General features: G+C 57.2%; 27 protein-coding genes and 1 pseudogene. 6 read left to right on the forward strand and 22 right to left on the reverse strand.

Translation table 11 applies throughout. From position 1 onward, the window contains the following. Positions 1-279 precede the first annotated feature (279 nt). From sctU to sctW, 11 genes are read right to left on the reverse strand one after another with little or no spacing between them, the layout of a single operon-like run. The gene (sctU, locus tag ET34_RS0116260; RefSeq protein WP_031523824.1) at positions 280-1365 is read right to left on the reverse strand and encodes a type III secretion system export apparatus subunit SctU; all 1086 of its coding nucleotides are present in this window, start codon (positions 1363-1365) and stop codon (positions 280-282) included. Then, on the reverse strand, positions 1362-2174 hold the full coding sequence (gene sctT, locus ET34_RS0116265) for a type III secretion system export apparatus subunit SctT (RefSeq protein ID WP_031523826.1): 813 nt from the start codon (positions 2172-2174) through the stop codon (positions 1362-1364). The genes sctU and sctT overlap by 4 nt, the downstream gene beginning before the upstream one ends. Beyond that, positions 2174-2434, reverse strand: a complete 261-nt coding sequence (sctS, locus tag ET34_RS0116270) for a type III secretion system export apparatus subunit SctS (RefSeq protein ID WP_031523828.1) — start codon at positions 2432-2434, stop codon at positions 2174-2176. The genes sctT and sctS overlap by 1 nt, the downstream gene beginning before the upstream one ends. Positions 2435-2441: 7 nt before the next feature. Beyond that, the gene (gene sctR, locus ET34_RS0116275; protein WP_031523830.1) at positions 2442-3095 is read right to left on the reverse strand and encodes a type III secretion system export apparatus subunit SctR; all 654 of its coding nucleotides are present in this window, start codon (positions 3093-3095) and stop codon (positions 2442-2444) included. Between the two features lie 6 nt (positions 3096-3101). Further along, complete coding sequence (locus tag ET34_RS0116280) at positions 3102-4136, reverse strand: FliM/FliN family flagellar motor switch protein (protein ID WP_031523832.1); 1035 nt, start codon at positions 4134-4136, stop codon at positions 3102-3104. After that, the gene (locus tag ET34_RS21315) at positions 4133-4693 is read right to left on the reverse strand and encodes a type III secretion system HrpP C-terminal domain-containing protein (protein WP_051640562.1); all 561 of its coding nucleotides are present in this window, start codon (positions 4691-4693) and stop codon (positions 4133-4135) included. Before ET34_RS21315 ends, ET34_RS0116280 begins: the two co-directional genes overlap by 4 nt. Beyond that, a complete protein-coding gene (locus ET34_RS0116290) occupies positions 4690-5154 on the reverse strand; it encodes a hypothetical protein (RefSeq protein WP_031523835.1) in 465 nt (154 codons plus the stop codon). The genes ET34_RS21315 and ET34_RS0116290 overlap by 4 nt, the downstream gene beginning before the upstream one ends. After that, the gene (gene sctN, locus ET34_RS0116295; RefSeq protein WP_031523837.1) at positions 5138-6490 is read right to left on the reverse strand and encodes a type III secretion system ATPase SctN; all 1353 of its coding nucleotides are present in this window, start codon (positions 6488-6490) and stop codon (positions 5138-5140) included. Before sctN ends, ET34_RS0116290 begins: the two co-directional genes overlap by 17 nt. Next, a complete protein-coding gene (locus tag ET34_RS0116300) occupies positions 6490-7353 on the reverse strand; it encodes an FHA domain-containing protein (protein ID WP_236633881.1) in 864 nt (287 codons plus the stop codon). The genes sctN and ET34_RS0116300 overlap by 1 nt, the downstream gene beginning before the upstream one ends. Next, entirely contained in the window at positions 7353-9476 is a 2124-nt protein-coding gene (gene sctV / locus ET34_RS0116305) for a type III secretion system export apparatus subunit SctV (protein WP_031523840.1), read from the reverse strand. Before sctV ends, ET34_RS0116300 begins: the two co-directional genes overlap by 1 nt. Positions 9477-9501: 25 nt before the next feature. Next, positions 9502-10638: a type III secretion system gatekeeper subunit SctW gene (gene sctW / locus ET34_RS0116310; protein WP_031523842.1), complete on the reverse strand. Its 1137-nt coding sequence runs from the start codon at positions 10636-10638 to the stop codon at positions 9502-9504. A gap of 15 nt (positions 10639-10653) precedes the next feature. On the opposite strand from sctW, the gene ET34_RS22595 reads away from it, so the two are divergent. From ET34_RS22595 to ET34_RS0116325, 4 genes are all read left to right on the forward strand, one after another. Continuing rightward, positions 10654-10992 (forward strand): hypothetical protein, encoded by a 339-nt coding sequence (locus tag ET34_RS22595; protein WP_152548408.1) that lies wholly within the window; start codon positions 10654-10656, stop codon positions 10990-10992. Continuing rightward, positions 10982-11524: an RNA polymerase sigma factor gene (locus tag ET34_RS0116315; protein WP_051640565.1), complete on the forward strand. Its 543-nt coding sequence runs from the start codon at positions 10982-10984 to the stop codon at positions 11522-11524. Before ET34_RS22595 ends, ET34_RS0116315 begins: the two co-directional genes overlap by 11 nt. A gap of 162 nt (positions 11525-11686) precedes the next feature. Then, positions 11687-13177: a PAS domain-containing sensor histidine kinase gene (locus ET34_RS0116320; protein ID WP_051640566.1), complete on the forward strand. Its 1491-nt coding sequence runs from the start codon at positions 11687-11689 to the stop codon at positions 13175-13177. 3 nt (positions 13178-13180) lie between these two features. Then, on the forward strand, positions 13181-13822 hold the full coding sequence (locus tag ET34_RS0116325) for a response regulator (RefSeq protein ID WP_031523846.1): 642 nt from the start codon (positions 13181-13183) through the stop codon (positions 13820-13822). Between the two features lie 209 nt (positions 13823-14031). On the opposite strand, the gene ET34_RS0116330 is transcribed toward ET34_RS0116325, so the two are convergent. From ET34_RS0116330 to ET34_RS21080, 4 genes and pseudogenes are all read right to left on the reverse strand, one after another. Continuing rightward, on the reverse strand, positions 14032-14499 hold the full coding sequence (locus tag ET34_RS0116330; RefSeq protein WP_031523847.1) for a hypothetical protein: 468 nt from the start codon (positions 14497-14499) through the stop codon (positions 14032-14034). Continuing rightward, positions 14496-14858 (reverse strand): tlde1 domain-containing protein, encoded by a 363-nt coding sequence (locus tag ET34_RS22045; RefSeq protein WP_072002049.1) that lies wholly within the window; start codon positions 14856-14858, stop codon positions 14496-14498. The genes ET34_RS0116330 and ET34_RS22045 overlap by 4 nt, the downstream gene beginning before the upstream one ends. 11 nt (positions 14859-14869) lie before the next feature. After that, positions 14870-15361, reverse strand: a complete 492-nt coding sequence (gene tssD, locus ET34_RS0116335; protein ID WP_031523848.1) for a type VI secretion system tube protein TssD — start codon at positions 15359-15361, stop codon at positions 14870-14872. Between the two features lie 80 nt (positions 15362-15441). Further along, positions 15442-15788 (reverse strand): annotated as a pseudogene (locus ET34_RS21080) (recombinase family protein); the annotation flags it as partial. A 211-nt stretch (positions 15789-15999) separates the two neighbouring features. Here ET34_RS21080 and ET34_RS0116345 point away from each other — a divergent pair. Together ET34_RS0116345 and ET34_RS0116350 are read left to right on the forward strand one after the other, a co-directional pair. Beyond that, on the forward strand, positions 16000-16776 hold the full coding sequence (locus ET34_RS0116345; protein WP_031523850.1) for an MBL fold metallo-hydrolase: 777 nt from the start codon (positions 16000-16002) through the stop codon (positions 16774-16776). Between the two features lie 48 nt (positions 16777-16824). Beyond that, entirely contained in the window at positions 16825-17787 is a 963-nt protein-coding gene (locus ET34_RS0116350) for a GlxA family transcriptional regulator (protein WP_031523852.1), read from the forward strand. 4 nt (positions 17788-17791) lie between these two features. On the opposite strand, the gene ET34_RS0116355 is transcribed toward ET34_RS0116350, so the two are convergent. From ET34_RS0116355 to ET34_RS0116380, 7 genes are all read right to left on the reverse strand, one after another. Continuing rightward, positions 17792-19081 carry a GIDE domain-containing protein gene (locus ET34_RS0116355; RefSeq protein WP_031523854.1) on the reverse strand — a complete coding sequence of 430 codons (1290 nt, stop codon included), beginning with the start codon at positions 19079-19081 and terminating at the stop codon, positions 17792-17794. Between the two features lie 62 nt (positions 19082-19143). Continuing rightward, positions 19144-19704 (reverse strand): LemA family protein, encoded by a 561-nt coding sequence (locus ET34_RS0116360; RefSeq protein WP_031523856.1) that lies wholly within the window; start codon positions 19702-19704, stop codon positions 19144-19146. Further along, positions 19701-19967 (reverse strand): type VI secretion system PAAR protein, encoded by a 267-nt coding sequence (locus ET34_RS0116365; protein ID WP_031523858.1) that lies wholly within the window; start codon positions 19965-19967, stop codon positions 19701-19703. Before ET34_RS0116365 ends, ET34_RS0116360 begins: the two co-directional genes overlap by 4 nt. 125 nt (positions 19968-20092) lie before the next feature. Further along, entirely contained in the window at positions 20093-21040 is a 948-nt protein-coding gene (locus tag ET34_RS0116370; protein ID WP_031523860.1) for a hypothetical protein, read from the reverse strand. Beyond that, positions 20991-22589, reverse strand: a complete 1599-nt coding sequence (locus ET34_RS0116375) for a hypothetical protein (protein ID WP_031523862.1) — start codon at positions 22587-22589, stop codon at positions 20991-20993. Before ET34_RS0116375 ends, ET34_RS0116370 begins: the two co-directional genes overlap by 50 nt. A 359-nt stretch (positions 22590-22948) precedes the next feature. Next, positions 22949-23881: a hypothetical protein gene (locus ET34_RS22050; RefSeq protein ID WP_072002050.1), complete on the reverse strand. Its 933-nt coding sequence runs from the start codon at positions 23879-23881 to the stop codon at positions 22949-22951. 102 nt (positions 23882-23983) lie between these two features. Further along, positions 23984-24796 carry a DUF4123 domain-containing protein gene (locus ET34_RS0116380; RefSeq protein WP_031523864.1) on the reverse strand — a complete coding sequence of 271 codons (813 nt, stop codon included), beginning with the start codon at positions 24794-24796 and terminating at the stop codon, positions 23984-23986. Positions 24797-24818 lie beyond the last annotated feature (22 nt).

The following is a 24818-nucleotide window of genomic DNA, read 5'->3' on the forward strand; positions in this document are numbered from 1 at the left end:
GGCCTCAAGATTAACCATTGTTTCCGCCCAATTCTTATTCCTGTCTGAGCGCATTATATCAAGTAGCACAGCATCCATTTTTGTTCTCCCTGTATATTACATCGCCGATAATACCCCTTTATTTTTAGCTGTAAACCGTCGTTGCAGTCGGAAAAAGACACATTATGTGACTCCATCTGTATTTTCTTAACGTGTTTATTTCATCATTGATTCTTTCCCTGATTTCGCTCATAGCCTGTCACCTGCGCCGGTAAACACCTGTTATCCCCAGCTTTCCGGCTACTCGTCACGAATTTCGATCACCTCATCGAGATAGTGGTCCTCCAGCTCGCGCAGCAGGCGATAGACCTGCGCCACGGCGGTGAGGGTTTCACGCGGGATGTACGCCCCCTCTCGGGTGGTGCGATACAGGGTGCGGGTCAGCCAGATGTAGCGGATCACCGGCATACGCTTGCGCTGCGCCTCTTCGATCAGGGTGCGCGCTTCTTCATCGCTGGCCTTAAACATCAGACGCGGCAGCGGCGTCTCTCCCGGGCGGTAATACAGCCCGACCGCGAAGTGCGTCGGGTTAACCAGCAGCACGTCGGCCTCCTCCAGCGCGATCTGGCGCTGAGGCTGCGGCTCTTCATTCAGGATCTCGTGCGCCACCTGGCGACGGTGGCCCTTCATGTGCGGGTCGCCTTCGCTCTGCTTGAACTCGTTCTTGATGTCGTCGTGACTCATTCGCTGTTGCTTGAGGAAGAAGTACTTCTGGATGCCAAAATCGAGCAGGCTCAGGGCCAGCATCACCATCAGCACCCGTCGCGTCACCTTGACGAACAGGGCCATCACCCCCTGCCAGAAGCCGTCGAGGGTGCCGAGCGCCAGCTGGGCCAGACCGGGGATCTCCGGCTCTATCGCCAGCCAGACGATAATGCCGATGATGATGGCCTTGAACACGCTGGTGAGCAGCTGGGTAAACTGGCGAGCGGAGAACATGTTCTTAAACTGATTCACCGGGTTCAGGGCATCTAAATTGGGAACCAGCGCCTCCACCGCGAACAGCGGCCCGAACTGCACCCAGCCGCCGATGATGCGCAGCACCAGGCCAATGGCACACACAAGCCCGACCAGCACCAGAAACACCACAAAGGAGTCGGCGATCACCTCTTCCATCGCGTGGTCGAAGGGGTCGCGCAGCCGGGTCAGCGGCAGCAGCATCATCGCCTGCATCCGCTGCATCCCGGTATCCACCAGCGCGAAGATCGCCTCCAGTACGCCGATGCAGATCAACAGCTTGGGAATATCCTGGCTCTGGCTGACCTGCCCCTTCTTTCGCGACTCCTGAAGTTTCTGGGGCGTGGCGTCTTCGGTTTTTTCGCTCACGGCGTCACCCCCTTTGCTTCCACCAGATGCGGCAGGATGTGGATCAGATCCTTCAGCTCATACAGCCGTTCGCCGGCAAGGTGGTTAAGCAACGGCAGATAGAGGATAAAGAACAGCATTCCGAGCAGGCACTTCACCGGTATGGTCAGGGCGGTGGCCTGCAGCTGCGGGCTGTAGATACTCATGATGCCGATAGCGAAATCCATCAGCAGCATAATCGCCACCAGCGGCCCGGCGTAGAGCACCATGTCGGTAAAGGTTTTGCCCAGCAGCCTGAGATACACCTGGAAACCGGCTTCCGAGGGGAACGGCATCCACTCGGTGGCGCGCCAGAGGTGGTAGCTGTCCCAGATGATCTGGGTGATGGTGGATAAGCCGAGGCCGATGATCAGCAACAGGATGATCGACTGCTGCATCAGTTTGCCGAGCGGCGTGACGTCCGGGCCAAGTTGAGGGTTAATCTGCCCGCCCATCAGCGCCCCGCGCTGGTTATCGAACAGCCCGCCCACCGATTCAAACAGCCAGAACGGCATCGCCAGCAGCAGGCCTATCAGGCAGCCGATCACCAGCTCCTTCATCACCAGCCCGGCGAGCAGCAGCATGTCCGGTTCGAGGGCATCGATCTCCACTTTGATGGTCGGGGCGATAAACAGCGACAGCGCGACCACGATAGCGGCGCGCATCACCCCTTTAACCACGCTGAAGTTAAATACCGGGGTCAGCAGCAGGCAGGGAAAGATGCGCGCCATCCCCAGCGCCAGCGCCAGGATGCTGTGAAACAGGTCGGTAAGCGGCGCGCCGAGCAGCATCAGGCGTTAACCGTGGACATCATGGCAAAGGCGGTCTGGGCGAGCTGCATCAGCTCAACCCCCACCCAGCGCCCGCTGAGCGCCAGCGTTACCCCGACGGCCACCAGCTTGATGCAGAACGGCAGCGTCTGGTCCTGAAGCTGCATCGCGGCCTGCAACAGAGAAATCACGATCCCTACCAGCACCGCGACGATCAGCGGCGGCGCGGAGAGGATCACCACCAGCAGCATCCCCTGGCGAAACAGCGTCAGAATATCCATCTTGTCCTCACAGGTAACTGTAAAACAGGCCGTCGAGCAGCCGCGTCCAGCCGCTGACCAGCACGAACAGCAGAATTTTCAGCGGCAGCGAGACGGTCATCGGCGATACCATCTGCATCCCCAGCGCCAGCAGCACGTTGGAGACAATCAGATCCACCACGATGAACGGAATGAAGATAAGAAAGCCGATTTTGAAACCGCTCTGCAGCTCGGACAGCACGAACGCCGGGATCGCCAGCAGCATGTTGTCCGGCTGCACCGTGCGCGCCATCTCCTCCGGCCACATGCGGTGGGTGTTCTCCTGAAGATGCACCAGAATGTCCGGGTCGGTATTGCGGGTCATGAATTTTTTCAGCGGTTCAATGCCGTTACCCAGGGTGTACTCCAGCCGCTCCATCGAGCTGAAATCAATGGGCAGCGTCTTTACCCGGTCGGTGATGTCGCTGAACACTGGGGCCATGATGAACAGCGTGGCGGCCAGGGCGATGCCGTTGAGCGCCATCGTCGGCGGCACCTGCTGCACCCCCATGGCGTTACGGGTCAGCTGCAACACCATGGAGAGCTTAAGAAAGCTGGTACAGATGATCAGCAGCATCGGCAGCAGCGTCAGGGCGCCAAGAAACAGCGCCAGCATAATCGGGTTCAGCGGTCCCATTTCCATAGCGGCTTACCTGTCGCGTCCCAGTGGGCTGGCAGCATCCGGCAGCATATGGGTGATTTGCAGTCCGAGCCGCCCCTCAACGTCCACCAGTTCGCCTTTCGCCAGCGGATACTCGCCGTGACATAGCAGCGCCTCACCCGGCACTACGTGATCGACCATCAGGGTCGATCCCACACTCAGGCGGCTGATTTCACCCAGCGTCAGCCTGAGGTGGCCGCAACGCAGCGTCAGGGCCAGCGGCAGCGGATCAAAGGCCGATGTATTGGTTTCTGTCGTGTGAGCCTCTTCCGGGTTCGGCACGCCGTCCATTGCATAATCTTCGGGGGTTTCATTCACGTCGGTTATCTCCAAATCGGTAATATAAAAGTGGCCGCTATGTCCGGCGTCTCCCTGCAGCGCACCCTGAATGCGCACGCCGCCCAGCTGCACTTCCCCTTCGCCACTGGGTAAAAACCCGCAGCGGGTGGGAAGCACCACATCGTCAGGACGCAGCGCGCGCAGCTGCGCCAGCGGTAAAGTGAGCGACCCGAGGTTCAGCGGGAGGCGCAGCGCCATCTCCTCCACGCCCTCCGCCCGCAGCGCCACCCAGCCAGGTTGGGCCAGCAGCCGCTCCAGCGTGGCGGCCTCCACGCCCACCCGGCTTGCGGCTCGCGCCTCGCCCAGTTCAATCTCAAGGCTGAGCCACACCAGCCCGGCGTCCGGTTGCGCCTGCACATCCGGCTCCAGCGTGCCAAACAGCGTCCGCGCCCCGGCGATCAGGTAGTGGTTCCACAGTGGCCAGTACCATGCCTGCTCTGTGCCGGGGGTGATGACGGTCGGGCAGCGCGACAGGACACCGCACACCGTCTCCGCCTCGCTCAGCCACAGCGTACCGGCTCCGGTGCGCAGGGCTGTCGCCGGCGCGGCGTCGGGCTCCCCGAGGCGCAGCGTCAGCCCACCCAGGGTTTCATCATCGGCGAGCGGGTAAAACCAGCCCGCGCCCACCTTCTGTCGCAGCCGCACTTCGCTGCGCGACAGCCTGCGCAGCGCCAGGGTATTCATGCCTGGCCTCCGCGTTGTTCAAAGCGCAGCCGCACCTGGCAGGCCAGACGACGGCGCAGCGATTCCCGGCAGCGCTCCTGATGCGGAGCCATCATTAACAGCGCCTGCGGAGCAAAACGCAGGTTGATATCCCAGCCGTTGCCGTTTCCCGTCGCGCTCAGCCGGGCATCCACTTCCCCCAGCTTCGGCAGCAGCAGCGTCATCGCCACCGCGCCAGGAGGTTGCTTCTCCACCATGCCGCATAGCGGCGGCTCAATCTGCTGCCAGACCCGCGCCGGCGAGGCCACCTGCCCGGTGTCCTGGGTGGCCGGTGGTTGCAGCCACGGATACGCACTGGCAGTCAGCGGTACGCCGGTCGGCATCAGGCCGGTCTCGGGCTGGCCGAGCAGCGCGTCAAACAGGGAAGCATCCTGACGTACCGGTGCGCCCTTCGCTTTACGATCCGGCGCGGCGGCATCGCTGCTGTTAGTCTGGCGTTCGCGCACGGGTGCCTGCGCCCGCTGTGGCTGAGAGGTTGTCTGTTTGCCCGTATCGCGGGCCTGGGGTAATGCGCTCATCGCAGCACCTCGCTTTCCTGAATCATGTACTCCAGCTTCTCCAGATCGCGCTGCCGGGCCTGGGTTTCGCGCTGCGCCTGCTCAAGGTATTCCGCACGCTGGCGCTGCTGATGCTGGCACTGGGTCAGCGCGTTTTTGTGTCCGGCTACCGCTTCACAGGCGCTGCGCTCCTGGTTCAGCCCCTGCATCAGGCGCTCCTGTTTCTGCGTCCCCTCCATATGGCGGTCGACAAAGGCCTCGCGTAGCGCCAGATAGTGCGTCTGCTGCTCCCCCAGCGCGCGTTCAATGCGTTCGCCCTGCGTGACGGTGTCACGCAATGCCTGCTCCGCCTGGCGCTGCTGGCGCTCGCTGCGTCGCAGGCGCTGGCGGCGGATTGGGAGTAACAGCGCAAAGGCTTTCTGCAGCTCGATACCGGTCTCTTCCACCACCAGATCGTCGTCCGGATTACGATGTCGGCGCATAGCGGCTTACCTCCGAAAGATGTTGCAGCGTGTCGTCATAGGGTGTGGGTTCATGCATCGCCTGTTGCAGATAGCCGTTAATCGCATCCTGGGCGTCGACCGCCGCGTCGGTCATGGCATCATGACCCGCCTGGTACTCGCCGAGGCGGATCAGCATCTCCACCTGCTGCCAGGCCGCCATCATGCGACGCACCTGCACCGCATTACCGATGTGTTCCCGGGTGGCGACGTTACTCATGGTGCGGCTGAGGCTCGCCAGCACGTCAATGGCCGGATAGTGGCCGCGCTCCGCCAGTTTGCGGGTCAGCACGATATGACCGTCGATCAGCGAGCGCACTTCATCGGCTACCGGGTCATTCATCGAGTCGGCCTCAATCAGCACCGAATAGAGTGCGGTAATGGCCCCGCGTGAGGTCTGCCCGGCCCGCTCCAGCAGCGTCGGCAGCAGCGTATATACCGAGGGTGGCAGCCCGCCGCGTCCCGGCGGCTCGCCGAGCGCGAGGCCGATTTCACGCTGGGCGCGGGCAAAACGGGTCAGAGAATCGAGGATCAGCAGCACGCTTTTCCCCTGGTCGCGCCAGGCTTCGGCGATGGCGGTGGCGGTAAAAGCGGCGCGAGCGCGCTCCATGCTGCTGCGGTCCGAGGTGGCGCAGATCAGCACCGTGCGGCGGCGCAGCTCCTCATCCAGCTCATGATCGAGAAACTCGCGCAGTTCGCGTCCGCGCTCGCCGATAAGGCCAAACACAATCACGTCGCACGGCGTGTTGCGCGCCATCTCGGCCAGCAGCGTGGTCTTTCCGCAGCCTGCCCCGGCAAAGACGCCGACGCGCTGCCCGGTGCCAATGGTTAACAGGCCGTCAATGGCGCGAATCCCGGTCGGCAGCGGCGTGTCGATGCGCGGGCGATCGGTAGGTGCCGGGGCGTCGCCCAGCACGCTCACGGCATCGCTGACGGTCCCCGGCATGGCGAACGCGCCCACGCCTTCGTCGCTCAGCGGTCGCCCGAAGCCGTCGAGCACGCTACCCAGCAGCGCCTCGGACACCACAATGCTGTGCGGCAGGCGCAGCGGGATCACGCGTGCGCCCTGGGCGATACCGTCCAGCTGCCCCAGCGCCGACAGCAGCGTATGCTGCGGGTTAAATCCCACCACTTCGGCCAGCACGCTGCTGCCGTCGTCGCGCACCACCTGGCACAGATCGCCGATGCGCGCCTGGGGCAGACTGCTCTCCAGCAAAATGCCGCTGATACCGGTGATGCGCCCCCAGGCTTTTACCGGCGACACCGCCGCCAGCCGCTGACGCTGCTGTTCGAACCAGCCGTTGAGCGCGTCAGTCATCACCAGCTCACCTTGATATTTTCCCGGCCGCTGAACTCAATCTGATTGCCGGTAATGGATACCAGGCGCAGCTCGTCTACCTCATCACCAATAAACAGCCGCTGACCATCATCGGTAACGATGTTGGCGCGCGATCCGGTGGTGATCTGCACGATGCGGAACGGCAGCTCCACTTTCAGCGGCTCCACTTTATTCACCACCGGCACCGCTGTTTTAAATTCGTCATTGAAGCGGCCCATCATGCGATTGAAGATTTCCATCTGGGCGTCGCTCAGCTTGCCTTTCAGCTCAACGGATTTTTCGTGAACGATCACCGCCACGGCGCTGCCGAGATCGCGCTCGCGCAGCATCTTTAACAGCGGGGCTTTGACGTCGCTGACGTTGAGCATTCTGCCGGGGCCGGACACCACCTGGGTTTGCGCCACGGTCGGCTGCAAAATCCAGCTCACCACGGTAAAGGTCAGCAGCAGCATCATGCTCACCATCGCCACCCGCATGGTGCGGGTAAACAGGCTCTTGCGCGGTGCCGGGGCTGGCGCGGGCGCGGGCGCCGCAACGCTGGCGGCGGCCTGCTGCACCGGCGCTACAAAGGGTGTCCAGGGCGTGTCGGCATCGGCGACTGCCAGCCATACCGGGCCCACGGCAAACGGCGTGCCGCTGGCAAGCGCGTGTTGCTCGCCGCCCGGCTGCTCAAGCGCCCATCCGGATTCGTGACGGTGTAACCGCCACATTGCAGCCCCTATGCCTTCGTCACTCAACAGCAGGTCCGCATCCCCGGACTGGCCCAGTACCCAACTGTCGCCAAAGAGTGGCAACGCCGCGCCTAAATGAAGGCCGGACAGCACGCGCAGCTCGAACATCATTAACTCTCCCAGGTGGTAAGTGAGTAAACGGCCGGGTCAAGGTCGAGGCGACCCAGCACGTTAACCGCGAGATTAGGTTGCAGCTCCGCAAAGGAGAGCACCGGAACATAGTGGAACTCCTCCTGGATCAGCGCGCGCAGCGGGCTGCGCAGATCCTGGGCTACCAGCAGCACCGCGCGCTGATCGTTGTCCACCGGGAAGGCCTGACCCACTTCCTGCAGAATGGCGGAAACCTGCTCCTGCGCCAGGGCAAAGAAGATGTCGTTCTGGGTCTGGCGCAGGGCGTCGCGCAGCTGCTCTTCCAGCTCCGGGGTGATGAGCCAGACATGCAGGCCGTCAACCCGGGCATACTGATAGCAGAGATGGTTTTTCATTGAGATACGCACCAGGTCGGTGAGCAGATGAATGTCGCGTTCGTGCTGACCGTGCTCGATCAGCGCTTCGGCGATGGCGCGCACCGAGCGCAGCGGAATACGTTCCGCCACCAGCTTTTGCAGCACCGCCGAGAAGCGCGACACCGGCATCACGCGCTGCAACTCCTGAGACAGCTCCGGCTGTTCGGCTTCCAGCCAGGAGACCAGCGCCCGCGTCTCCTGCAGGCCGATAAAGTGCGGGCTGCTGGCGTGGATGGCGTTTTCCATGCGCTTCACCAGCAGTTCACGGGCGCTCCAGCGTTCAACGTCGTCGTTCTCCAGCAGCGGATGCTCCGCCGGCAGCCAGATAAGGTCCGCCTCGCGGCGCAGTTCCTCACCCTCCACGATGCCTTCGCGCTGGGCCTCGGGAATGCTCTCCAGCCAGCTGCGCTTCACGGCCAGCATCGGCACGTTAAAGGTGCCCACCACTTTCGGGATCTCATACACCGAGAAGCGAAACTCGTTTTCCGGCTGGTGATCGACAAATTCAATATCAAAGGCCGGGAGCGTAAACCCGAAGTGATAGACGATGCGGTTGCGCAGCCGGCGGATCTCCTGCACCAGCTCCAGGGTTTCCGGCTTGCCGCGACAGGATGAGGGGAAGTTAATCAGGTATGGCCGCGTCGGATTGAACTGGCGCAGATCTTCTTTGCCGTTCAGCTCCGGCGGCACCACTTCGTTCTCCATCTGCGGCTGCGCCAGCTGTAGCTCCTGACGGGCGCGCCAGATCTGGAAACCGCCGCTGATCATGGTCAGCGCGGCCAGCACCAGGAACACGCCGGTCGGCATCCCTGGCAGCAACGCAAAGCCCACCATTCCGAAGGAGGAGAGCAGCCAGGCTTTGGGCTGGCTGGTGAGCTGCTCGGCGATCTCACGGCCAATGTTGTTATCCACCGACTGCTCGTTATCCGAGGAGACGCGGGTGATGATCATCCCGGCAGTCAGGGAGATCAGCAGCGCCGGGATCTGGGCAATCAGTCCGTCACCGATGGTGAGAATGGAGTAGACGTGCATCGCGTCCCCGGCGGGCATGCCGAGCTGCAACACGCCGATGCTGAAGCCGCCGATGAGGTTGATAAACAGGATCACCAGCCCGGCGATGGCATCGCCCTTCACAAACTTCATCGCCCCGTCCATCGCCCCGAACAGCTGGCTCTCTTTCGCCAGCTCGCTGCGGCGGGTCTTCGCCTGCCAGACGTCAATCATCCCGGCCCGCAGGTCGCTGTCGATGGACATCTGTTTACCCGGCATGGCATCCAGCGTGAAGCGCGCCGCCACTTCGGCCACCCTCTCCGAGCCTTTGGTGATCACAAGGAAGTTCACCACCGTGAGGATTAAGAACATCACCATCCCCACCGCCAGGTTGCCGCCCACTACGAAGTTGCCGAATGCAGCCACCACGTGCCCGGCATCCTGCTGGATGAGGATCTGGCGCGTGGTGGAGATAGAGAGCGCGAGGCGGAACATGGTGGTCAGCAGCAGCACTGCCGGGAAGGTGGAGAACGCCAGCGGTTTCGGCAGGTACATCGCCAGCACTACCAGCAGCGATGACAGGCAGATGTTAACCGCAATCAGCACGTCAATCAGCGCCAGCGGCAGCGGGATGATCAGCATAAACACCAGCGCCATAGCAAACGCAGCCCCGACCACTTCGGAGCGTTGCATTGCGCTGATGGCTATACGGTTCAGGATCTGAAAAAGGGCATTCATCGCCAGGGCCTCGTCGGGTGCGGAATTAAACGTCTTTACGCATGTTGGCCTGCGTCTCGGCTTTTGATACATCGCTGATAATGCTGCGCAGCAGCGTCAGCGCGTTTTTACGGCTGTCCGGCTCCTGCCACAGCGACGGCGGTAATCCATGCATCAGTGGAAACAGCCCGGCGTAAAACAGCGGCAGATGCCGGGTGTGTTCCCCGACGATGTCCTCCGCCAGGTGCTGATAGTCACTCTGGTATGCCCCGCTGTAGCTGATCTGCAAGGCGCGGCGCGTCAGATCCAGACCGGTCATCGCTACTTCCGGCAGTTTGCTTTTCATACGCTTGATAAAGGCGCTACTGTCAGCAAGGGACTGGCTGATCTGTGCCGCATCGCGCAGCCCGCGCTGAATGCGTACCAGCGCACCTATGCTGATGGAGGGGGCCAGCGCAGCGATGTCGTCTGCCAGCGCCCGTTGCAGCGTGCGCAGCTTTGGCAGCAGATGACGCGACTCCACCTGCTCAAGCAGCATGTCGAGCATCATCACGGCGGATTGCTGATCAACGATGGTGTCGTAATAGAGATTACGCAGCGACTGCTTGTGCTGCGGATCGCGGGTGTGTTCAGCAATGGCGGCAGCGGTGTTGGTGCCGGCGCGGATGATGTTACCGTGAGTGAGCTGCAGCTGGTGCAGGCGCCCGCTGAGCGCCTGCACCAGGGAATCATCCCCCGCCGCATGCGCCTGCTGCTCCAGAATACGCAGCAGCACGTTGCAGCGTGCCGGGTCGCCGCCCGCTTTCTCAAGCAGCGCCTCGCTGTCCGGCGGCGGTGACTGGCTCAGCAGGTCGCGCAGCTGGCCGAGCTGCTCTTCGGTGCGGCGCTGATCGTTGTTGTCCAGCAGTTCAAACAGGTGCGTCAGCTCGTCGATTTTGCCGATGGCGTTCTTGTTGCGCAGCAGGTTGCTCTGCAGGCTACGGCGGTTGAGCGCTTTATTCTTGCGCTCCATCTTCTCGCTGAACATCACACCAATCTCTTCCAGCGAATCGTTCAGGGTTTCGGCGCGGGTACGGACGTTATCCGGGGAGTGAGCGGCATTTTTAGCAGCAGACTGTTCGCTACTTTTGTGCAGCGCTTTTAACGCCAGCGGCACCAGTAGCGCGTGTTGCATTTTTATCATCGCCGGAACTCCTCGTTGGTCATCACCCCCATTCAGTGTCGGCGGCGGCCTCGCGGTTCCAGAAAAAGTAAAAAAATCCCGATGAAATATTTCAGGAACGGCAGCGCCATTTTGCGCACCCAGCAAGAAGGAGGTGCAGGGAAAATATATCGCAGCGGCAAAATGCAATTAATTGCATTCGCGATCCTGCGGCGAAAACAAAAATTGTCTCAGATAAGTCCTGGAGGGGAATTAAAAAGTACGCAAAACAGCGAATTATCTGCTGCTCCGCTGCTGGCACAGCCCTTGCTATGTCATGGAGGTCACGATGACATCCACCGGAGAGAAAATAATGTTCAGCACCATGACCCCTGATATCGCAGAAACTCAATTTGCAAATGATGTTGCGTTAAATGTGAACTGGGACGAGGTTTTTCTCACGCATAATAAAAAGCTGCTCAATTTCATTCGAAAGCGAATTGCCAATCCTGAGGACGGGGAAGATATTCTGCAAATGACCTGCCTCGAAGTGTTGCGTAATCGCCATAAATTTATGGGCGCATCACGTCCGGAAACCTGGGTGTTTGGTATTGCGGTTAATCTGATTCGCAATTACTACAAGAGCCAGCACAGCGTCGGGCTGCTGGAGTGTCTGGACGATGAGATCACCGCCGACCTGCTGCTGGAGAACGACCCGTGCGACCTGACGGAGCACCGTCAATTGCTGCAAAATACCCTCGATTCGATTGATTCGCTGGCACCGGATATTAAATCGATGCTCTCGATCCTGGTGGAGGAAGAAGGCAGTTATCAGGATGTGGCCCAGCATCTGAATATTCCCCTCGGCACCGTGCGTTCACGTCTGTCGCGCGCCAGAGAAGCGTTAAAAACGCGTATTTATGCCTGAGGCGAATATTGACAATAGTCTGACATGATTAAGCTGCTACTATGTTGTTAACGTCAATTAACCCGACACCTGAAATAGTTCAGAGGAGAAAGTTAATGCCACCAATATTATGGGTTGCCGATGTTCACCGGTGACGACGTCAGCAAAAACATAGAGGGAATTATGCTACTGCAGGCTATTGCAAACCGTCCTGAATATAGCGATCGCGAGACGGCAAATTTATCTGACATTGCACTTAATCGAGTGCATGACGCGATATATCTGATTGATTGTGATCTGCGTATCAAATATGTCAATGATAAAGCCTGTGAGCTGCTGGGATATTCGCGCGAAGCGTTTTCCCGGCTCTCTTTCTCCAGTATCGATCCGGAACTGCGCGATGATGATGTCTTCGCCCTGTGGTGGAAGCTCAGCGTGCGCCCGGAAGGTATTACCTTCACCTCGCACCATGCCGGTCACAACGGCGAGCTGATTCCGGTTGAAATCAGCTGCGTCGGCTACGACCAGCGCGGCGAGGAGCACATTCTCTGCATCGTGCACGACGTGCGCGAACTGCGTCGGCAGAAAGAGCAGCAGCGGCTGCGCGAGAAGCAGATGAATATGGTGGTGGAGAACTCCCCCGATCTGATCCTGCGTTTTGACCTCAATACCCGCTGCCTCTATGCCAACCCGGCGGTGCAGAACTGGTTTGGCGTCAGCGAGCAGGAAATCCACCATAAACCGCTCACCGAAAGCGTGCCGAAAGGCGACGTCGGGCTGAGCTTTTTTAAGCTGGTATCGAAAACGCTGGTGGATGAGAAAGGCGCGGAGGATGAGCTGACGCTGCAGCGCTATGGCAGGAAACGTACCCTGCACGTGCGCTGCGTGCCGGAATATGACCTGGCGGGCAAGATGGTGAGCGTACTGGCCGTCGGGCGTGACATCACCCCGATCCGTCAGACCGAAGAGGAGCTGCGGGCCGCCCACCAGCAGCTGCGCATGCTGGCGCAGAATTTCGAGCAGGATCGCGAAGCGGAGCGCAAGCAGCTGGCGCGGGATATTCACGACGAGCTGGGCCAGCATCTTACGTCGCTGCGTACCGGTTTGTCGCTGCTGGCGATGCGTGCCGGCCAGCCTCTCGCCGGACAGCGCGAGCAGCTCGATAATCTGATGGGGCTGGTGGACAGCACGATTCAGGTGGTGCGGGATGTCTCGACGCGCCTGCGGCCGAACGTGCTGAATCTGGGCCTGATCCCGGCGCTGGAGTGGCTGCGCGATCGGTTCAACAAGGATGGCGGCTGCCGCTGTATCCTGGTGGCGCCGGACGAAAGCGCCGTCAATCTGGATGAAGCGACGCTCACCGCCGCGTTCCGCGTGGTGCAGGAGTCGTTAACCAACGTGGCGCGCCACGCCAGCGCCAGTACGGTCTATATCATCGTTAAACCGCAGCCTGACACCATCACTATTGAGGTTGTCGATAACGGCAAGGGTTTCAACGCTGCGCGGGTGCGTAAAAACGCCTTTGGCCTGCCAGGCATTCAGGAGCGGGCGCGGATGCTCAATGGCGAAGCGACGATCGTCAGCGCGCGCGGCAAAGGCACCCGGGTGCGGCTGAGCTTTCCCCTGCCCGGCTCGCGTTCCCAGACCTGCGGCGATAAACATAAAGGAGAATAAACAATGGAAGAGCGGATACGGCTGATGATTGCCGAAGATCACGCCATCATGCGCGAAGGCCTGAAGCAGATATTCGCCCTTGATGACGCAATTGACGTGGTGTGCGAAGCGCCGGACGGCGGCCAGGTGCTGGAGCGCCTGCGCCATCATCAGGTAAACCTGCTGCTGCTGGATCTCTCGATGCCGGGCATCAGCGGCGAAGACCTGATCCACCGCATCAGGCCGCAGTATCCTGCGCTGCGCATTCTGGTGCTTAGCATGTACAACGAGCCGCAGATCGCCCGCCGGGTGTTAGGCAGCGGCGCGCTGGGCTACATCACCAAAGACAAACCGCCGGAGGCGCTGTTGAAGGCGATTCGTACCGTGGCGCGCGGCTCCCGCTACATCGACCACGACCTCGCCCAGGAGATTGTGTTTTCCGACTATCAGGGCAACAACCGCGCAGCACATGAGAGCCTGACCATGCGTGAACGGCAGATCATGATCATGCTGGCGCATGGCGAGACCATCAACGCCATCGCCGATACGTTATCCATCAGCAATAAAACCGTCAGCACCTACAAGTCACGCATGATGAAGCGCATGAACTTCACCAATAATGCCGACATCGTGAAATACTCCCTGAGCCACAATCTGGTGCGCTGACCCCCGCGCGGCGGGTCGCATCCCGCCGTTTTTTCGCCCTTTCCGGAACCCGCCCCGCGATGTTGCCACTCACCGGTAACGCCTTTCAGGAATTTGAGGTTCAACCGTGTAAAAAACCACGCTAAGAGATTAACTTTTTGTTTTACATGAATAAAAACAAATTAGCGTTCGTCAAAAAAACCCGGCAAGCGCCAGGTTTGTTCTGAGGATTACTTTATTGGGTTTTGTGCAGTTTCTTGTCTGAGCTCTTCAATCGTGTCACGCATATTGCTCAGACACTCTGAGGCAGCAGCTCCCGCCTTTTCCAGCACGGGTTCTGTCTTCGCGAAATACTCCTCAACTTGTGTCATTGTGGCATTCGTCATCAGTGGAATGCTGCATATCATTAATGTGCCAAAGCGCTGCTTTAAGGAGTCGGTACTTTTGTCCAGCGAGTTGGTTGCGTTAATTACAGATATTGGATCTTTAATCAACGCCATGCTAAGAGCTGTAGTCAATTCCTCTGTATGTGCAGCGTCAAGGGTATCACCAATACTGTCAATTTTCCCCGGAAACGCATGGAGTGTTTTGTTGTCAGCCTGCTCGATCAGTTGGATATAAGCTTTCCATTCATTTGATGATGCTATGCAGGAGGACGAGATAATGCAGGCGGTCAGCAAAATGATTCGCAAAATCATCTCACTACCTCCAGCGTTTTATCTGTTGACTGAATGATTTTTGTGCGAATAACCGGCCCCAGTATTATGCAACCCTCAGAAGCGAATCCAGGTACTTTCGGAGGCTTCCTTTCGCCGTGTATACGAAATAAAGAGCGGCCATAACTTTCGCCAGAGGTCTGTGTCAAAATTATGGTAAATGGTCCCTTTGAACTGGTATGTCCGCCAATATGCCAGGTACCGCGAGGAATGGGCCCCATACCTTTAACGTGTTGCCGATCCGGGTTGTTTTTATTGTTCAGGCTCCCCGAATAGCCTTTCCCCATTAACTTACCGTTGTGCCACAGTTCGCCGGTACTCTGATGGTATATCCATGCCATGTGTCGCTCTCCTATGCCGCGCTGCGCTCTTTCCAGCAATCAGAGTGAATAATATTGCCGTCCAGATATTTCCAGGTGATTTTTTCATACGTCACTTCGAGCACTTCAAGGTGATCGTGACGTTCGTAGTCCGGATCTTTAACATCTTCCATGAAGGCGACGAGACTGGTAATGCGGGCATTTTCAAGGAGTACGTTGAAATATTCTTCTTCCTGTCCGGCGTAATTAATGCGATAGAATTTGAGCTCGGCAGATTTTAAGAGCTTCCCGGAGCTGACGAACTGATGAAGATACGGGCTGGAAGAGTCCAGCGCTTTGGTAAGGATAAAGGGAGCATGTTCGCGAGTGGCCGTTATCTTGCCGGACAGATCATCTGTGGGGAGAGATACGATGTGAGCCAGCGCGGTTATCTCTATGCTTCCCTCGCGTTGCTGTACATCAACAGAGCCTTTGATGGGATTTCCCCCATCGTCCTTCAGCCATAAATAAACCGGTATAGTCATTCTGTGAAATCCTTTTTCGTGATTAAAGAGCAGTGATTATCACCTTCTGTTTCTTTCTGAAGAAAACTCCACTTGCGTTTTTATTGATTAAAATCAGCAAAATGAATTGATTTTGATTTTCGCTTCAGACGGAAATATGTAGCGCGGGATATCCCCGTGTTTCTGCCACTATCTTAAATGACTGCCCCTACCGGATGAGTCCGAGTGCTGATACCGTCGCACTGTGCGGTGTTCTGCCGAACTTCACACCAGACGCCATTGCAGCGATCCCATCACTGGTTCGCTCCAGAATGCGCTCACGCTCAGCTTCTGCCACAGCGGCCAGGATCTGAATGACCATTTTCCCCATCGAACCTTCTGTACTAAGGCCGTTTTCCAGAAACCGGATGGCGATCCCATTTTTATAGCAGACGTCAACGCTATGGATCCGCGCCGGCACGCTGCGCAATGGCAACGCGCCGGCGGCAAACGACCCGCAGTAAAGCTTCTGGCCTGGGCATCTGCCCAGGCTCTGACCCCGATTATGTCACGTTTTATTCTGGCCCGATTCCATCGTTAGTTGACCATCAGGCTACTCATCAGGCGTTTTGAGACGCTCTACACTGGCTTCACTGACCACACGAACCCTGGAGTAGATGATGAAACTGACCCAAATTCGCAACGCCACCCTGCTGCTGGAGTACGCCGGCACCCGTTTTCTGATTGATCCGATGCTGGCCGAAAAAGAGGCCTGGGAAGGCTTCCCCGGCACGGCACGCTCGCACCTGCGCAACCCCCGCGTCGCGCTGCCCCTGCCGCTGGAAACCCTGCTTGATGTCGATGCCATTCTTGTCACCCACACCCATCGCGATCACTGGGATGAAGCCGCGGTCGCCGCCATCCCTAAAGCAATGCCGATCTACACCCAGAATGACAGCGACGCGGCGCTGATCCGCAGCCAGGGCTTCAGCAACGTTCAGCCGCTGGCTGACAGCAACACGCTTGCGGGGATTGGCATTCATAAAACCGATGGCCAGCACGGCAGCGATGCCGCGTATGCCATTCCGGAGGTGGCCGCTTTCCTGGGGGATGCCTGTGGACTGGTGTTTACCCATGCCGACGAAAAAACGCTGTATATCGCCGGGGATACCATCTGGGTGAAACCCTATGAGGAGAGCCTGGCGCGCTGGAATCCGGACGTGGTGGTGCTGAACGCCGGTTTCGCGCAGGTGGATGATATTGGTGCCATTATTATGGGCAAAGAGGATGTGCTGCGCACGCACCGGGCGCTGCCGGACGCCATCGTCGTGGCCTCGCACATGGAGGCGGTGAACCACTGTCTGCTGACCCGGGATGAACTGCGCACTTACGTGACGCAGCACGGGATCCAGGATAGCGTGGTGATCCCTGCCGACGGCGAGTCCTGTCTGTTCTGAGTGTATGACGCGCCGGGTGCGGCGCGTCCTGATTAACCGGAGTCTTGTATGCCTGCTCTTTCCGTGGCCGTGGTCGCCACGCCGGGTTTTAGCCCGTTTCACTTCTCGGTGCCCTGTACGCTGTTTGGTTTGATGATGCCGGAACCGGACCGTTACCGGCTCAGCCTGTGTGCCGAGACGCCCGGCGTGGTGGATTCCGGCAACGGTATGCTGGTGCAGGTGGAGCATGGCCTGGAGCAGATCGCCCAGGCGGATGTGGTGATCGTTCCCTTCTGGCATCATCCGGAACAGAAGCCGTCCCGGGCGCTGCTGGACGCCATCGCCGCCGCCTGGGAGCGCGGCGCGGAAGTGGTCGGGCTGTGTCTCGGGACGTACGTACTGGCCTGGGCCGGGCTGCTCAATCACCATCGTGCGGCGACCCACTGGGAGTATGAGCGCGACTTTTCCCTGCGTTTTCCCGAGGTTCAGCTTGATACCAACGCGCTGTATATCGATGACGATCGGTTGATCACCTCCGCCGGTACCGCGGCAGGCATTGACTGCTGCCTGTATCTGGTGCGCAAACACTACGGCAGCGCTCTCGCCAACCGCGTGGCGCGAAGAATGGTGATGCCGCCCTACCGCGAAGGTGGTCAGGCGCAGTTTATCGAACGCCCGGTGCCCGAGAGCACCCGCGATGCGCACATCAATCAGTTGCTGGACTACCTGCGGCGCAACCTGCACCTGACGCACGATCTCGACACGCTGGCGCGCACCGTGAGCATGAGCCGCCGCACCTTTACCCGCCATTTTCAAAAGGCGACGGGGATGAGCGTTGGCGACTGGCTCACCGCCGAGCGTTTACAGCGCAGCCAGGAGCTGCTGGAAACCACCGATCGCAGCGTCGAGGCCGTCGCTGAACTGGCAGGTTTTCAGTCGCCGGTCTCGTTCCGTCAGAGCTTCAAAACGCAGTTCGGCGTCAGCCCGAGCGAGTGGCGCAAAACCTTTCGCGGCGCGGCTCCCGGCATCTGACAACTCACCTTTTACGCCGTCTGACCGGCGGCCTTTTACGTAACGGCGGATCGTCGCGGTTGTAGTCATTCATTACCGCGGCCAGCTGGCGATAGTTCAGCACCACAAACACCGCGTAGCCGATGTGCAGAATAGCCCAGCACAGAAACAGATAGATGCCGTCAAACCCTGCGAGCTGCATGACGATCATGCCAACAAAGGACGCCGGGAAGCTGACGGCCACGGTGCCGGCGCATATTTTTGACAGCCGGGCCAGGGGCGGAAAGCGCATGGTGGTGGCAAACAGCACCAGCGCCGGTATAGCGCCGAAGATGCCCAGCACCAGCATATAGCCCGGCGTGGTCACCAGCGTGGCGATGCTGGCCGGAAGCTCGACGCTCCCCTGCCCTGCGTCTGCGGCATCAAACAAATAGCGGTACGGCGGCCAGTCGGCGTAATGAATTAACAACTGGCCGTGCACCACCTCCAGCGGCAGCACGAGGATCAGCGCAGCAGCAATCGCGATCGCCGCAGTGTAGCCATACCACACTGCAAGCTGGGCGTTGAGTTTCACCCGGCGTTTCAGATGCCCGACCGGGGCGATGCCAAACACGCGCCGGATGTTGTCGCGCACGATGCCCACGCCGCTGCCGCGACGTACCGCTTTTCCTACCAGCAGGTATTCCGCGCCGTGCTCCAGCACGTATTCCCGCGCGACCCGGTCACCGCTCTGCTGCTCCCTGAACACCGGCAGCACATACAGCCCCAGCCCCTTCGCATCGACCTGCACTTCCCCGGTGTCGTCCTCCAGCACAAAGGGCAGACAGCGCTCCTCTTTGTGGATCAGCCGGGAACGGGTGTCGCCATCATCATCGCGCTCCTCTTCGTGGATGGTGTGACGGTACCCGATGCAGCGTCGGCCACTGAGCGGCGCGGTCAGAGTCTTAACGGCGCGGGCGCGCCCCTGCAGCTCAACAATCCCCATCGCCAGCGAGCGGATCTTGCTGGTGGGTAAATTCTGCTGGTATTTAAAGAAGCGGCGTTCATCGCCAGGGATCAGCGAGATCAGCAGGATGATCAGGGCGAGCAGCGCGAAGCCCGGCCCGCCGAGGGCTGGCAAAGCCATTAACACCGACAGCAGCAGCACCACCAGCAGCCCGCGCCAGAAGGTGCTGAACCCGCCCCCGCGGCTCGCTTTTTTCTGCCGTTTAGACGGCAGCATTTTCCACGCCTGCCAGATAAGGAACAGCACCATCAGGATGAGGAAGGAGAATGGCCCAAAGACCAGATTGAAAAGAACGTTGAGGAAGTCCATTACGCGTTACGTCTTGTGGTAAGGGGGTAACGCCGGAGCCATCCGACTCCGGCACATCGGTATCAGAGAGAGATGCCGGTATAGCGTGTCTCTTCGGGAGCAAACTGCAGCAGCGGCTTTGGCTGGTAGCGCAGCAGCCTGGCAAGGATCAGATTGGGGAATTCATTAATCCCGACGTTGTACAGCGTCACGCTCTCGTTAAAGAACTCGCGGCGGTCGGCAATATTGTCTTCCAGCTGAGAGATGCGGCGCTGCAGCTGCTGGTACGCCCTGCTTGCTTTCAGATCGGGATAATTTTCCGCCACCGCAAACAGCGATTTCAGCGCGCCGTCCATCCGGTTCACCAGGGTGATTTTCTCCTCCTGGGTGCCGGCATTCATAAACGCGGTGCGCAGTTCAGTGAGCTGCTGTAACGTCTGTTGCTCGTAGCCGGCGCTGGCTTTGACCACCTTTACCAGCTCCGGCAGCTCGTCCACCCGCTGCTTCAGCAACACCTCGATATTGGCAAAGGCTTTATCGACGTGATGGCGCAGCATCACGATGCGGTTGTAGATGGAAATCAGCATCCCGACGCCGCCCAGCAGCACAAAAATCAGCAGGACCAGCGCAAATAACGTGTTCATCCGATATTCACCGTGCCGCCGCCAATCACCACCCCGCCGCAGCCTACCGCATCCCCGGTGCGCGCTGCGGGTTTACCGTCGACAAACACCGTGCCAGACCCGGCGGCGATAGCGCGTGGATGCCCGTGATCCGCCAGCGGATCGCCAACCCTCGCCAGCGGCACGCCGTCTACTTTTACCGTTGGCGAGCCGGCGGTGACCGGTGTCGCCGGATGACTGCCATGTGCGGTGCCGGTATCACCGACTTTTACTGCGTTTCCCATGATGAAATGTCCTTATAGTGGGCCAGAGTTCGCAATCAACCCCGACCGATGCGCCTGTGCTGAGTGGAATTTACTAAAGAAAGGCGTTGAACCGCGGCCAGAGACAGCCGCGGTGACAGCCAGCATTAACGAACCAGAACGACCTTGCCGTTAATGAGCGAGAAGTACGGGTTATACACGAACACCACGTCGCCATCCGCATTCTGGAATTGCAGCGGCGAGTTCTGGAAAAAGCCTGCCGCTAAACGGAACAGTCGTCCGCCACGATAGGTTTTCAGTTCGTAATTATCCCAGGCAATCGGCACCGGCGCGTACTGTTTATCGACCACATGCTCCGGGAAATCGGTGGAGAGTAATACCACACCCGGCGTGGTGCCCTCGGCCCAGGCCATTTCTTCGCTGGAGATGCGGGTGACTTTTTTCACCGCCTCAATATCCCGCGCTTTCATCATATTCCAGATATCGGCATAGGCTTTTTTAATCAGCGGCAGATCTTTTTCACTTACCGGCGTCGCATCCGACCAGGCCCAGCGCGGCAACCCTTTCGCCGTCACGGTGCTTTCGAGCTTATAGAGACCGAAGTCTTTCGGGTTTTTGGTGGTGCCTTCGAGGACTTTTGAGTGATACGCACCGCCCTGATAATCGGCAGACTCCTGCGCAGTGATATTCCCCTGCGCATCGACCGTTAATCTAAATTCGGCAAGCGTGACGCTTTCGTCTTTTGTGTCTTTACTGATAGTGACCTGACACGAGGAGTCGGGGAATAAGGTATCCGGATCGGCGTGATCCTGCGGCCCCATCAGCAGCTCAATCTGGTTAGGGCCATTCTCAAGGAACGCCGTTAAATTAAAGCCCGCCGACAGGGTGCCAAAATCAGCGGTGGTGCTGTCGGCGGCGGGAAAATCATTTACCCGCAGGATGCAGGTGCTTTTATTGGTCTTGAAGGAGAAAAGGTATTTTTCGTTAATCATGTCATCGGCCCTGGCAGAAAAAGTTGGCGGTAATAAAGCGCTCATCAACACGCTAAGCGAGATTAAAACGCGCGGTTGAATCTTTCTTTTCCAGCTTGTCATGAATAATCCACTCCTTTTCAATGTTGTCACTCTTCCCTGATTTCCCGGTCGAAGTATTTCTGCCTGGAAGGCCCTGGGATTGCGAAACCCGTTCAGATTTAGACGCCAGCCCAACGGTGTAATTCACGTAGACTTTGGCGACGATACCGTTGTGGTAAAATACCAAATCAAGCTTATCTTTTATAGAGTTATCTAAGCCCAGGCAGCCTTCGGCCACCGCTTTTCCACCTACCGTTAACGCCCCGTTTGCAATATAAATGCGAATGCCCGCGCGCACGTTGGCCTCAATAGTCAGCTTAAGCTTTGCCTCAGCGCTATCGACTTTCTGCCACTCCCATTTATTCTTCGCATCAGATTTAAAGGCCAGCGTAAAAGCCACTTCGCCTTCGGCGACCAGTTCAAACTTCATGCCGGCAAAGGCCGCATTGCCGCCTTCCTGATAGCTTTGCTCACCCGAGGCCAGCTTTTCACGAACGGCAGCAAGCACCACATCGGCGCGATACCAGGCGGCGAACGCCTGCAGCAGATCGAGGGTTATTTTCATACCGACCAGCGGCGCAAGCCCGATTGACCCTTGCCTTTCGATATAAAGCGTCTTTGAGTCGGCGTCCTCTTTCAGTTCGCCGCTGCCTTTAATCTCAAGCTTAGGAAAGATAATTTCGGTGGTGAGCAGTTCAATTTTCCCGCCGTCGCCGCTGGAAAGTGCTTTCGTGACGGTATCAATGGCCTGCATTGATTTATTAATAAGCGATATCCGCTGGGCTTTACGTTCAAAATCTTTTTTCAGCGAGCCAGAATAATCCTGACTTATCCCAGCCATTTTCGCGGTGAGTTTGCCCTCTATTTCCAGCGAACTGGTAATACCGTAGCGAGGTCGGCGGGTCCAGCCGCGATGCCCACGCTGCGGCATGCCTGCGCTGGTGTTCTGGGCGCGCTGCTGCTGCTTCAACTGCCTGTCGCTGTACTCATCCACGGTTTGCCCGACACCAATCGACACGCTGGTTTCCCATTTAAAATCGGGATAGACGTTGATATTGGCCCATACCGTTCCGCTCGGCGCGAGATTAATAATTTGAGACACCCCATCCGCGAACGTCAGTGGTTTTTGCACAAAGGCTTCGCCCTTACACTGCCCGACATGCAGCATATACGCCGTTTTCGGCATGACGGTTTTCACGTCTTTCGCTAATACGTAATCGACCAGAAAATCAATCGAGTCGTATCGGTCGAAGAACCGCACTTTGCTGCTGTCAAAACGCGCGGGGTAATTAGTCACGCCGTTATTGAAGGTCTTGAGCGTTTTACTCTGATCGATGCTGTAGATCTCACCCTGCGGGCATTTCGGGTTATGCGACACGCAGGCTTTACCGGTTAAGGTGAGCGACAGCGGCACGCCTTTGCCGCCCTCGTCGATAGCATCCACAGAGTCGATAAACCCGTTTTGCTTATAGGCGAAGGTTCTGTCTTTCACTTTTAAGGTGAAAGCATGAATACAGGTATCGGGATTTTTACAGTTACACGATGGCGAACCGGCCGTCAGACTTGTCATTTATCATCCTTAAATTTGCAGAGGCGTATTAACGGTTTCTCACTACCAGGTAGAAATGAAAGTTTTATGCTCAATGCTTTAAGTTCTCAAAAAATATTTGTCGAACTCAAGCTTTACGGGTGCAAGATTCTCATTGCCTACATTTTGGGGTAAATCATAGGATTGAAATATCACTTCTGGGGGCAATCCTTCCGCCAAACCCATTTCAGAACTTGATATACTGGTGATACTTTTTAATGTCGCAATGTCTCTATTATTTATTAAGGTCCAGATGTTTTTATAGACGTCATTTAACTCGGGTAATATCTTGTCACTTACATGAATAGATAATTTACTCTCTCATTCAAGTAAATATGATTTCATCGCACAAGCACTACCTTTCCGTTTATCATTGAAAAATAGGGCTTATAAACAAAAATAATATCACCGGCTTCATCCTTCAGCCTTAAAGGTGAGTTTTGGTAGTAACCCACACCCAGCCGAAAAAGCCTGCCCCCGCGATATGGTATAATTCTATAATTATTCCAGCCAACAGGTACCAAATTTAGTTTTTTGTTGAGAACGTGCTCAGCTAATCCTGTTGAAGCAAAGATCAGCTCGGGTGAAGTTCCTTCTGCTGCGGCCATTTCTTCATTAGATACTTGAGTAGCTCTTTTAAGGCTTTGAATATCCCTTCGAGCAAATGCAGATATGATTTCTTGATATGCTAATTTAACTGCTGGATAATCTTTTTCCGATACTGGCGTGGCATCTACCCATGACCATTTTGGTAAATTTGAGATAATTAGACTAGATTCGAGCTTATACAACCCGTAATCATTTTTATTTTTAGTGCAGCCTTCTAAAATTTTGGTGTGATTATTGTTGCCGTTATGATTTGTAGAAGAGCGCGCAGAAATATCACCATCCTCCACAACTGAAAGAGCGAAATTTGCAATTTCGATGGATTTATCTATCGAATCTTTGCTAATCACAACCTGACATGATGAATCTCTGGAAAGCGTTTCACTTTTATTAGGATCCTGCGGCCCCATAAGCACTTCTATTCGATTATGACCATTTTCCAAAAATGCGCTGAAATTGAAACCGGCGGACATAGTGCCCATGCGCGCAAGATGGGTATCTATAGCGGGTATGTCATTTATTCTTAGTATGCACGTGCTTTTATTAGACTTAAACTGAACATGATAAATTAGCTTACTCTCTGAGGTAGCAACAGAAGCGTAGCCGACAGAACTAAATAAACTCAAGCAAAGCAGTGAGATTCTTTTTACCCTTTCGCGGCTCGTCATGAAAACTCTCTCCTTCTTCTAAATGGCATTTTCATGGTTACCAATCCTTGTTTAACGCCTATTTAAGAAATAGCGTATATTGAAGAGTAATACATTGATGATCTACAGAGGGACATCACCCATTTCCTGAATCAATAGCGATTCCGCTTTATATACACCCTCTTCGGCATCATCGCAGAGCACGGATTTATAGTTTGCAGGTAGCGACGCGACAGCGATGCAGTTCTTGTGACAGAACAAACGGAACAGACCGCGAATGCTCCGATCATCCGTAATGCCTTGCGCTTTAAGCCAGCGGAAAGTGTTAGCGACGTCACCCGGGTCGATGGTGATGTTTTCGACCTGCCACTCCGCCATTTTCTCAACCAGCTGATCAACATAACGTTGTTCAAAAATTTCACTCAGCTGTTCCATCTGGGAGCTGGTGATCTGCATCATTTTGCGCCGTGAACCGCTGCCGCGCGGATATTGCTCACGTAATTCAGCAAAATTTTCAGTACGCTCAATTCCTGCATAGCGCGTAGAAATGGTTTCCACAGGCCCCAAAAAAGAGTGCTGATCCCAGGGAGGCAATATGTCGAGCATCGCCCAGATATTTCGCGGATCGTAGAAGCGAAACAGAACGGGTTTCTCTTCATCCGGAATCTGGACGTGAAGGTATTTACGCAGGTGCTGGCGTAGCGCCGGCATTTCTACAGAACTGGTAGCAATGATGCCCCAGGGTTTCTCCCGCTTGAGTAACCAGGTGTGAACGTCAGACGTAACCTGTACCAGCCACGGCGCAAGACGCCCGATCTCATCCGGTACCGGATCGGCATAAAGACATGCATGCGGCGGGTCGAGTTCATCAAGCATAGTGAACAGCGCTGGCTCAGCGGCAGCATCAATGATTGCCCAGTTTACAGGAGTACGCATTTTTAACTTTCTTCCTCAATGC

This window comes from Siccibacter colletis, from assembly GCF_000696575.1.
Taxonomy (GTDB): domain Bacteria; phylum Pseudomonadota; class Gammaproteobacteria; order Enterobacterales; family Enterobacteriaceae; genus Siccibacter; species Siccibacter colletis.

Bases quoted from the DNA above. Each gene is read 5' to 3' on its own strand.
- ET34_RS0116380 (WP_031523864.1), bottom strand. From the start codon at position 24,796: ATGCGTACTCCTGTAAACTGGGCAATCATTGATGCTGCCGCTGAGCCA.
- tssD (WP_031523848.1), bottom strand. From the start codon at position 15,361: ATGACTATACCGGTTTATTTATGGCTGAAGGACGATGGGGGAAATCCC.
- ET34_RS22050 (WP_072002050.1), bottom strand. From the start codon at position 23,881: ATGACGAGCCGCGAAAGGGTAAAAAGAATCTCACTGCTTTGCTTGAGT.
- ET34_RS22045 (WP_072002049.1), bottom strand. From the start codon at position 14,858: ATGGCATGGATATACCATCAGAGTACCGGCGAACTGTGGCACAACGGT.
- sctR (WP_031523830.1), bottom strand. From the start codon at position 3,095: ATGGAAATGGGACCGCTGAACCCGATTATGCTGGCGCTGTTTCTTGGC.
- ET34_RS0116330 (WP_031523847.1), bottom strand. From the start codon at position 14,499: ATGATTTTGCGAATCATTTTGCTGACCGCCTGCATTATCTCGTCCTCC.
- sctW (WP_031523842.1), bottom strand. From the start codon at position 10,638: ATGATAAAAATGCAACACGCGCTACTGGTGCCGCTGGCGTTAAAAGCG.
- ET34_RS0116365 (WP_031523858.1), bottom strand. From the start codon at position 19,967: ATGGGAAACGCAGTAAAAGTCGGTGATACCGGCACCGCACATGGCAGT.
- ET34_RS0116345 (WP_031523850.1), top strand. From the start codon at position 16,000: ATGAAACTGACCCAAATTCGCAACGCCACCCTGCTGCTGGAGTACGCC.
- sctS (WP_031523828.1), bottom strand. From the start codon at position 2,434: ATGGATATTCTGACGCTGTTTCGCCAGGGGATGCTGCTGGTGGTGATC.
- ET34_RS0116370 (WP_031523860.1), bottom strand. From the start codon at position 21,040: ATGACAAGCTGGAAAAGAAAGATTCAACCGCGCGTTTTAATCTCGCTT.
- sctN (WP_031523837.1), bottom strand. From the start codon at position 6,490: ATGACTGACGCGCTCAACGGCTGGTTCGAACAGCAGCGTCAGCGGCTG.
- ET34_RS0116300 (WP_236633881.1), bottom strand. From the start codon at position 7,353: ATGATGTTCGAGCTGCGCGTGCTGTCCGGCCTTCATTTAGGCGCGGCG.
- ET34_RS0116280 (WP_031523832.1), bottom strand. From the start codon at position 4,136: ATGAATACCCTGGCGCTGCGCAGGCTGTCGCGCAGCGAAGTGCGGCTG.
- sctT (WP_031523826.1), bottom strand. From the start codon at position 2,174: ATGCTGCTCGGCGCGCCGCTTACCGACCTGTTTCACAGCATCCTGGCG.
- ET34_RS21315 (WP_051640562.1), bottom strand. From the start codon at position 4,693: ATGAGCGCATTACCCCAGGCCCGCGATACGGGCAAACAGACAACCTCT.
- ET34_RS0116325 (WP_031523846.1), top strand. From the start codon at position 13,181: ATGGAAGAGCGGATACGGCTGATGATTGCCGAAGATCACGCCATCATG.
- ET34_RS0116355 (WP_031523854.1), bottom strand. From the start codon at position 19,081: ATGGACTTCCTCAACGTTCTTTTCAATCTGGTCTTTGGGCCATTCTCC.
- ET34_RS0116350 (WP_031523852.1), top strand. From the start codon at position 16,825: ATGCCTGCTCTTTCCGTGGCCGTGGTCGCCACGCCGGGTTTTAGCCCG.
- ET34_RS0116315 (WP_051640565.1), top strand. From the start codon at position 10,982: ATGACCCCTGATATCGCAGAAACTCAATTTGCAAATGATGTTGCGTTA.
- ET34_RS0116375 (WP_031523862.1), bottom strand. From the start codon at position 22,589: ATGACAAGTCTGACGGCCGGTTCGCCATCGTGTAACTGTAAAAATCCC.
- ET34_RS0116290 (WP_031523835.1), bottom strand. From the start codon at position 5,154: ATGCGCCGACATCGTAATCCGGACGACGATCTGGTGGTGGAAGAGACC.
- sctV (WP_031523840.1), bottom strand. From the start codon at position 9,476: ATGAATGCCCTTTTTCAGATCCTGAACCGTATAGCCATCAGCGCAATG.
- ET34_RS0116360 (WP_031523856.1), bottom strand. From the start codon at position 19,704: ATGAACACGTTATTTGCGCTGGTCCTGCTGATTTTTGTGCTGCTGGGC.
- ET34_RS0116320 (WP_051640566.1), top strand. From the start codon at position 11,687: ATGCTACTGCAGGCTATTGCAAACCGTCCTGAATATAGCGATCGCGAG.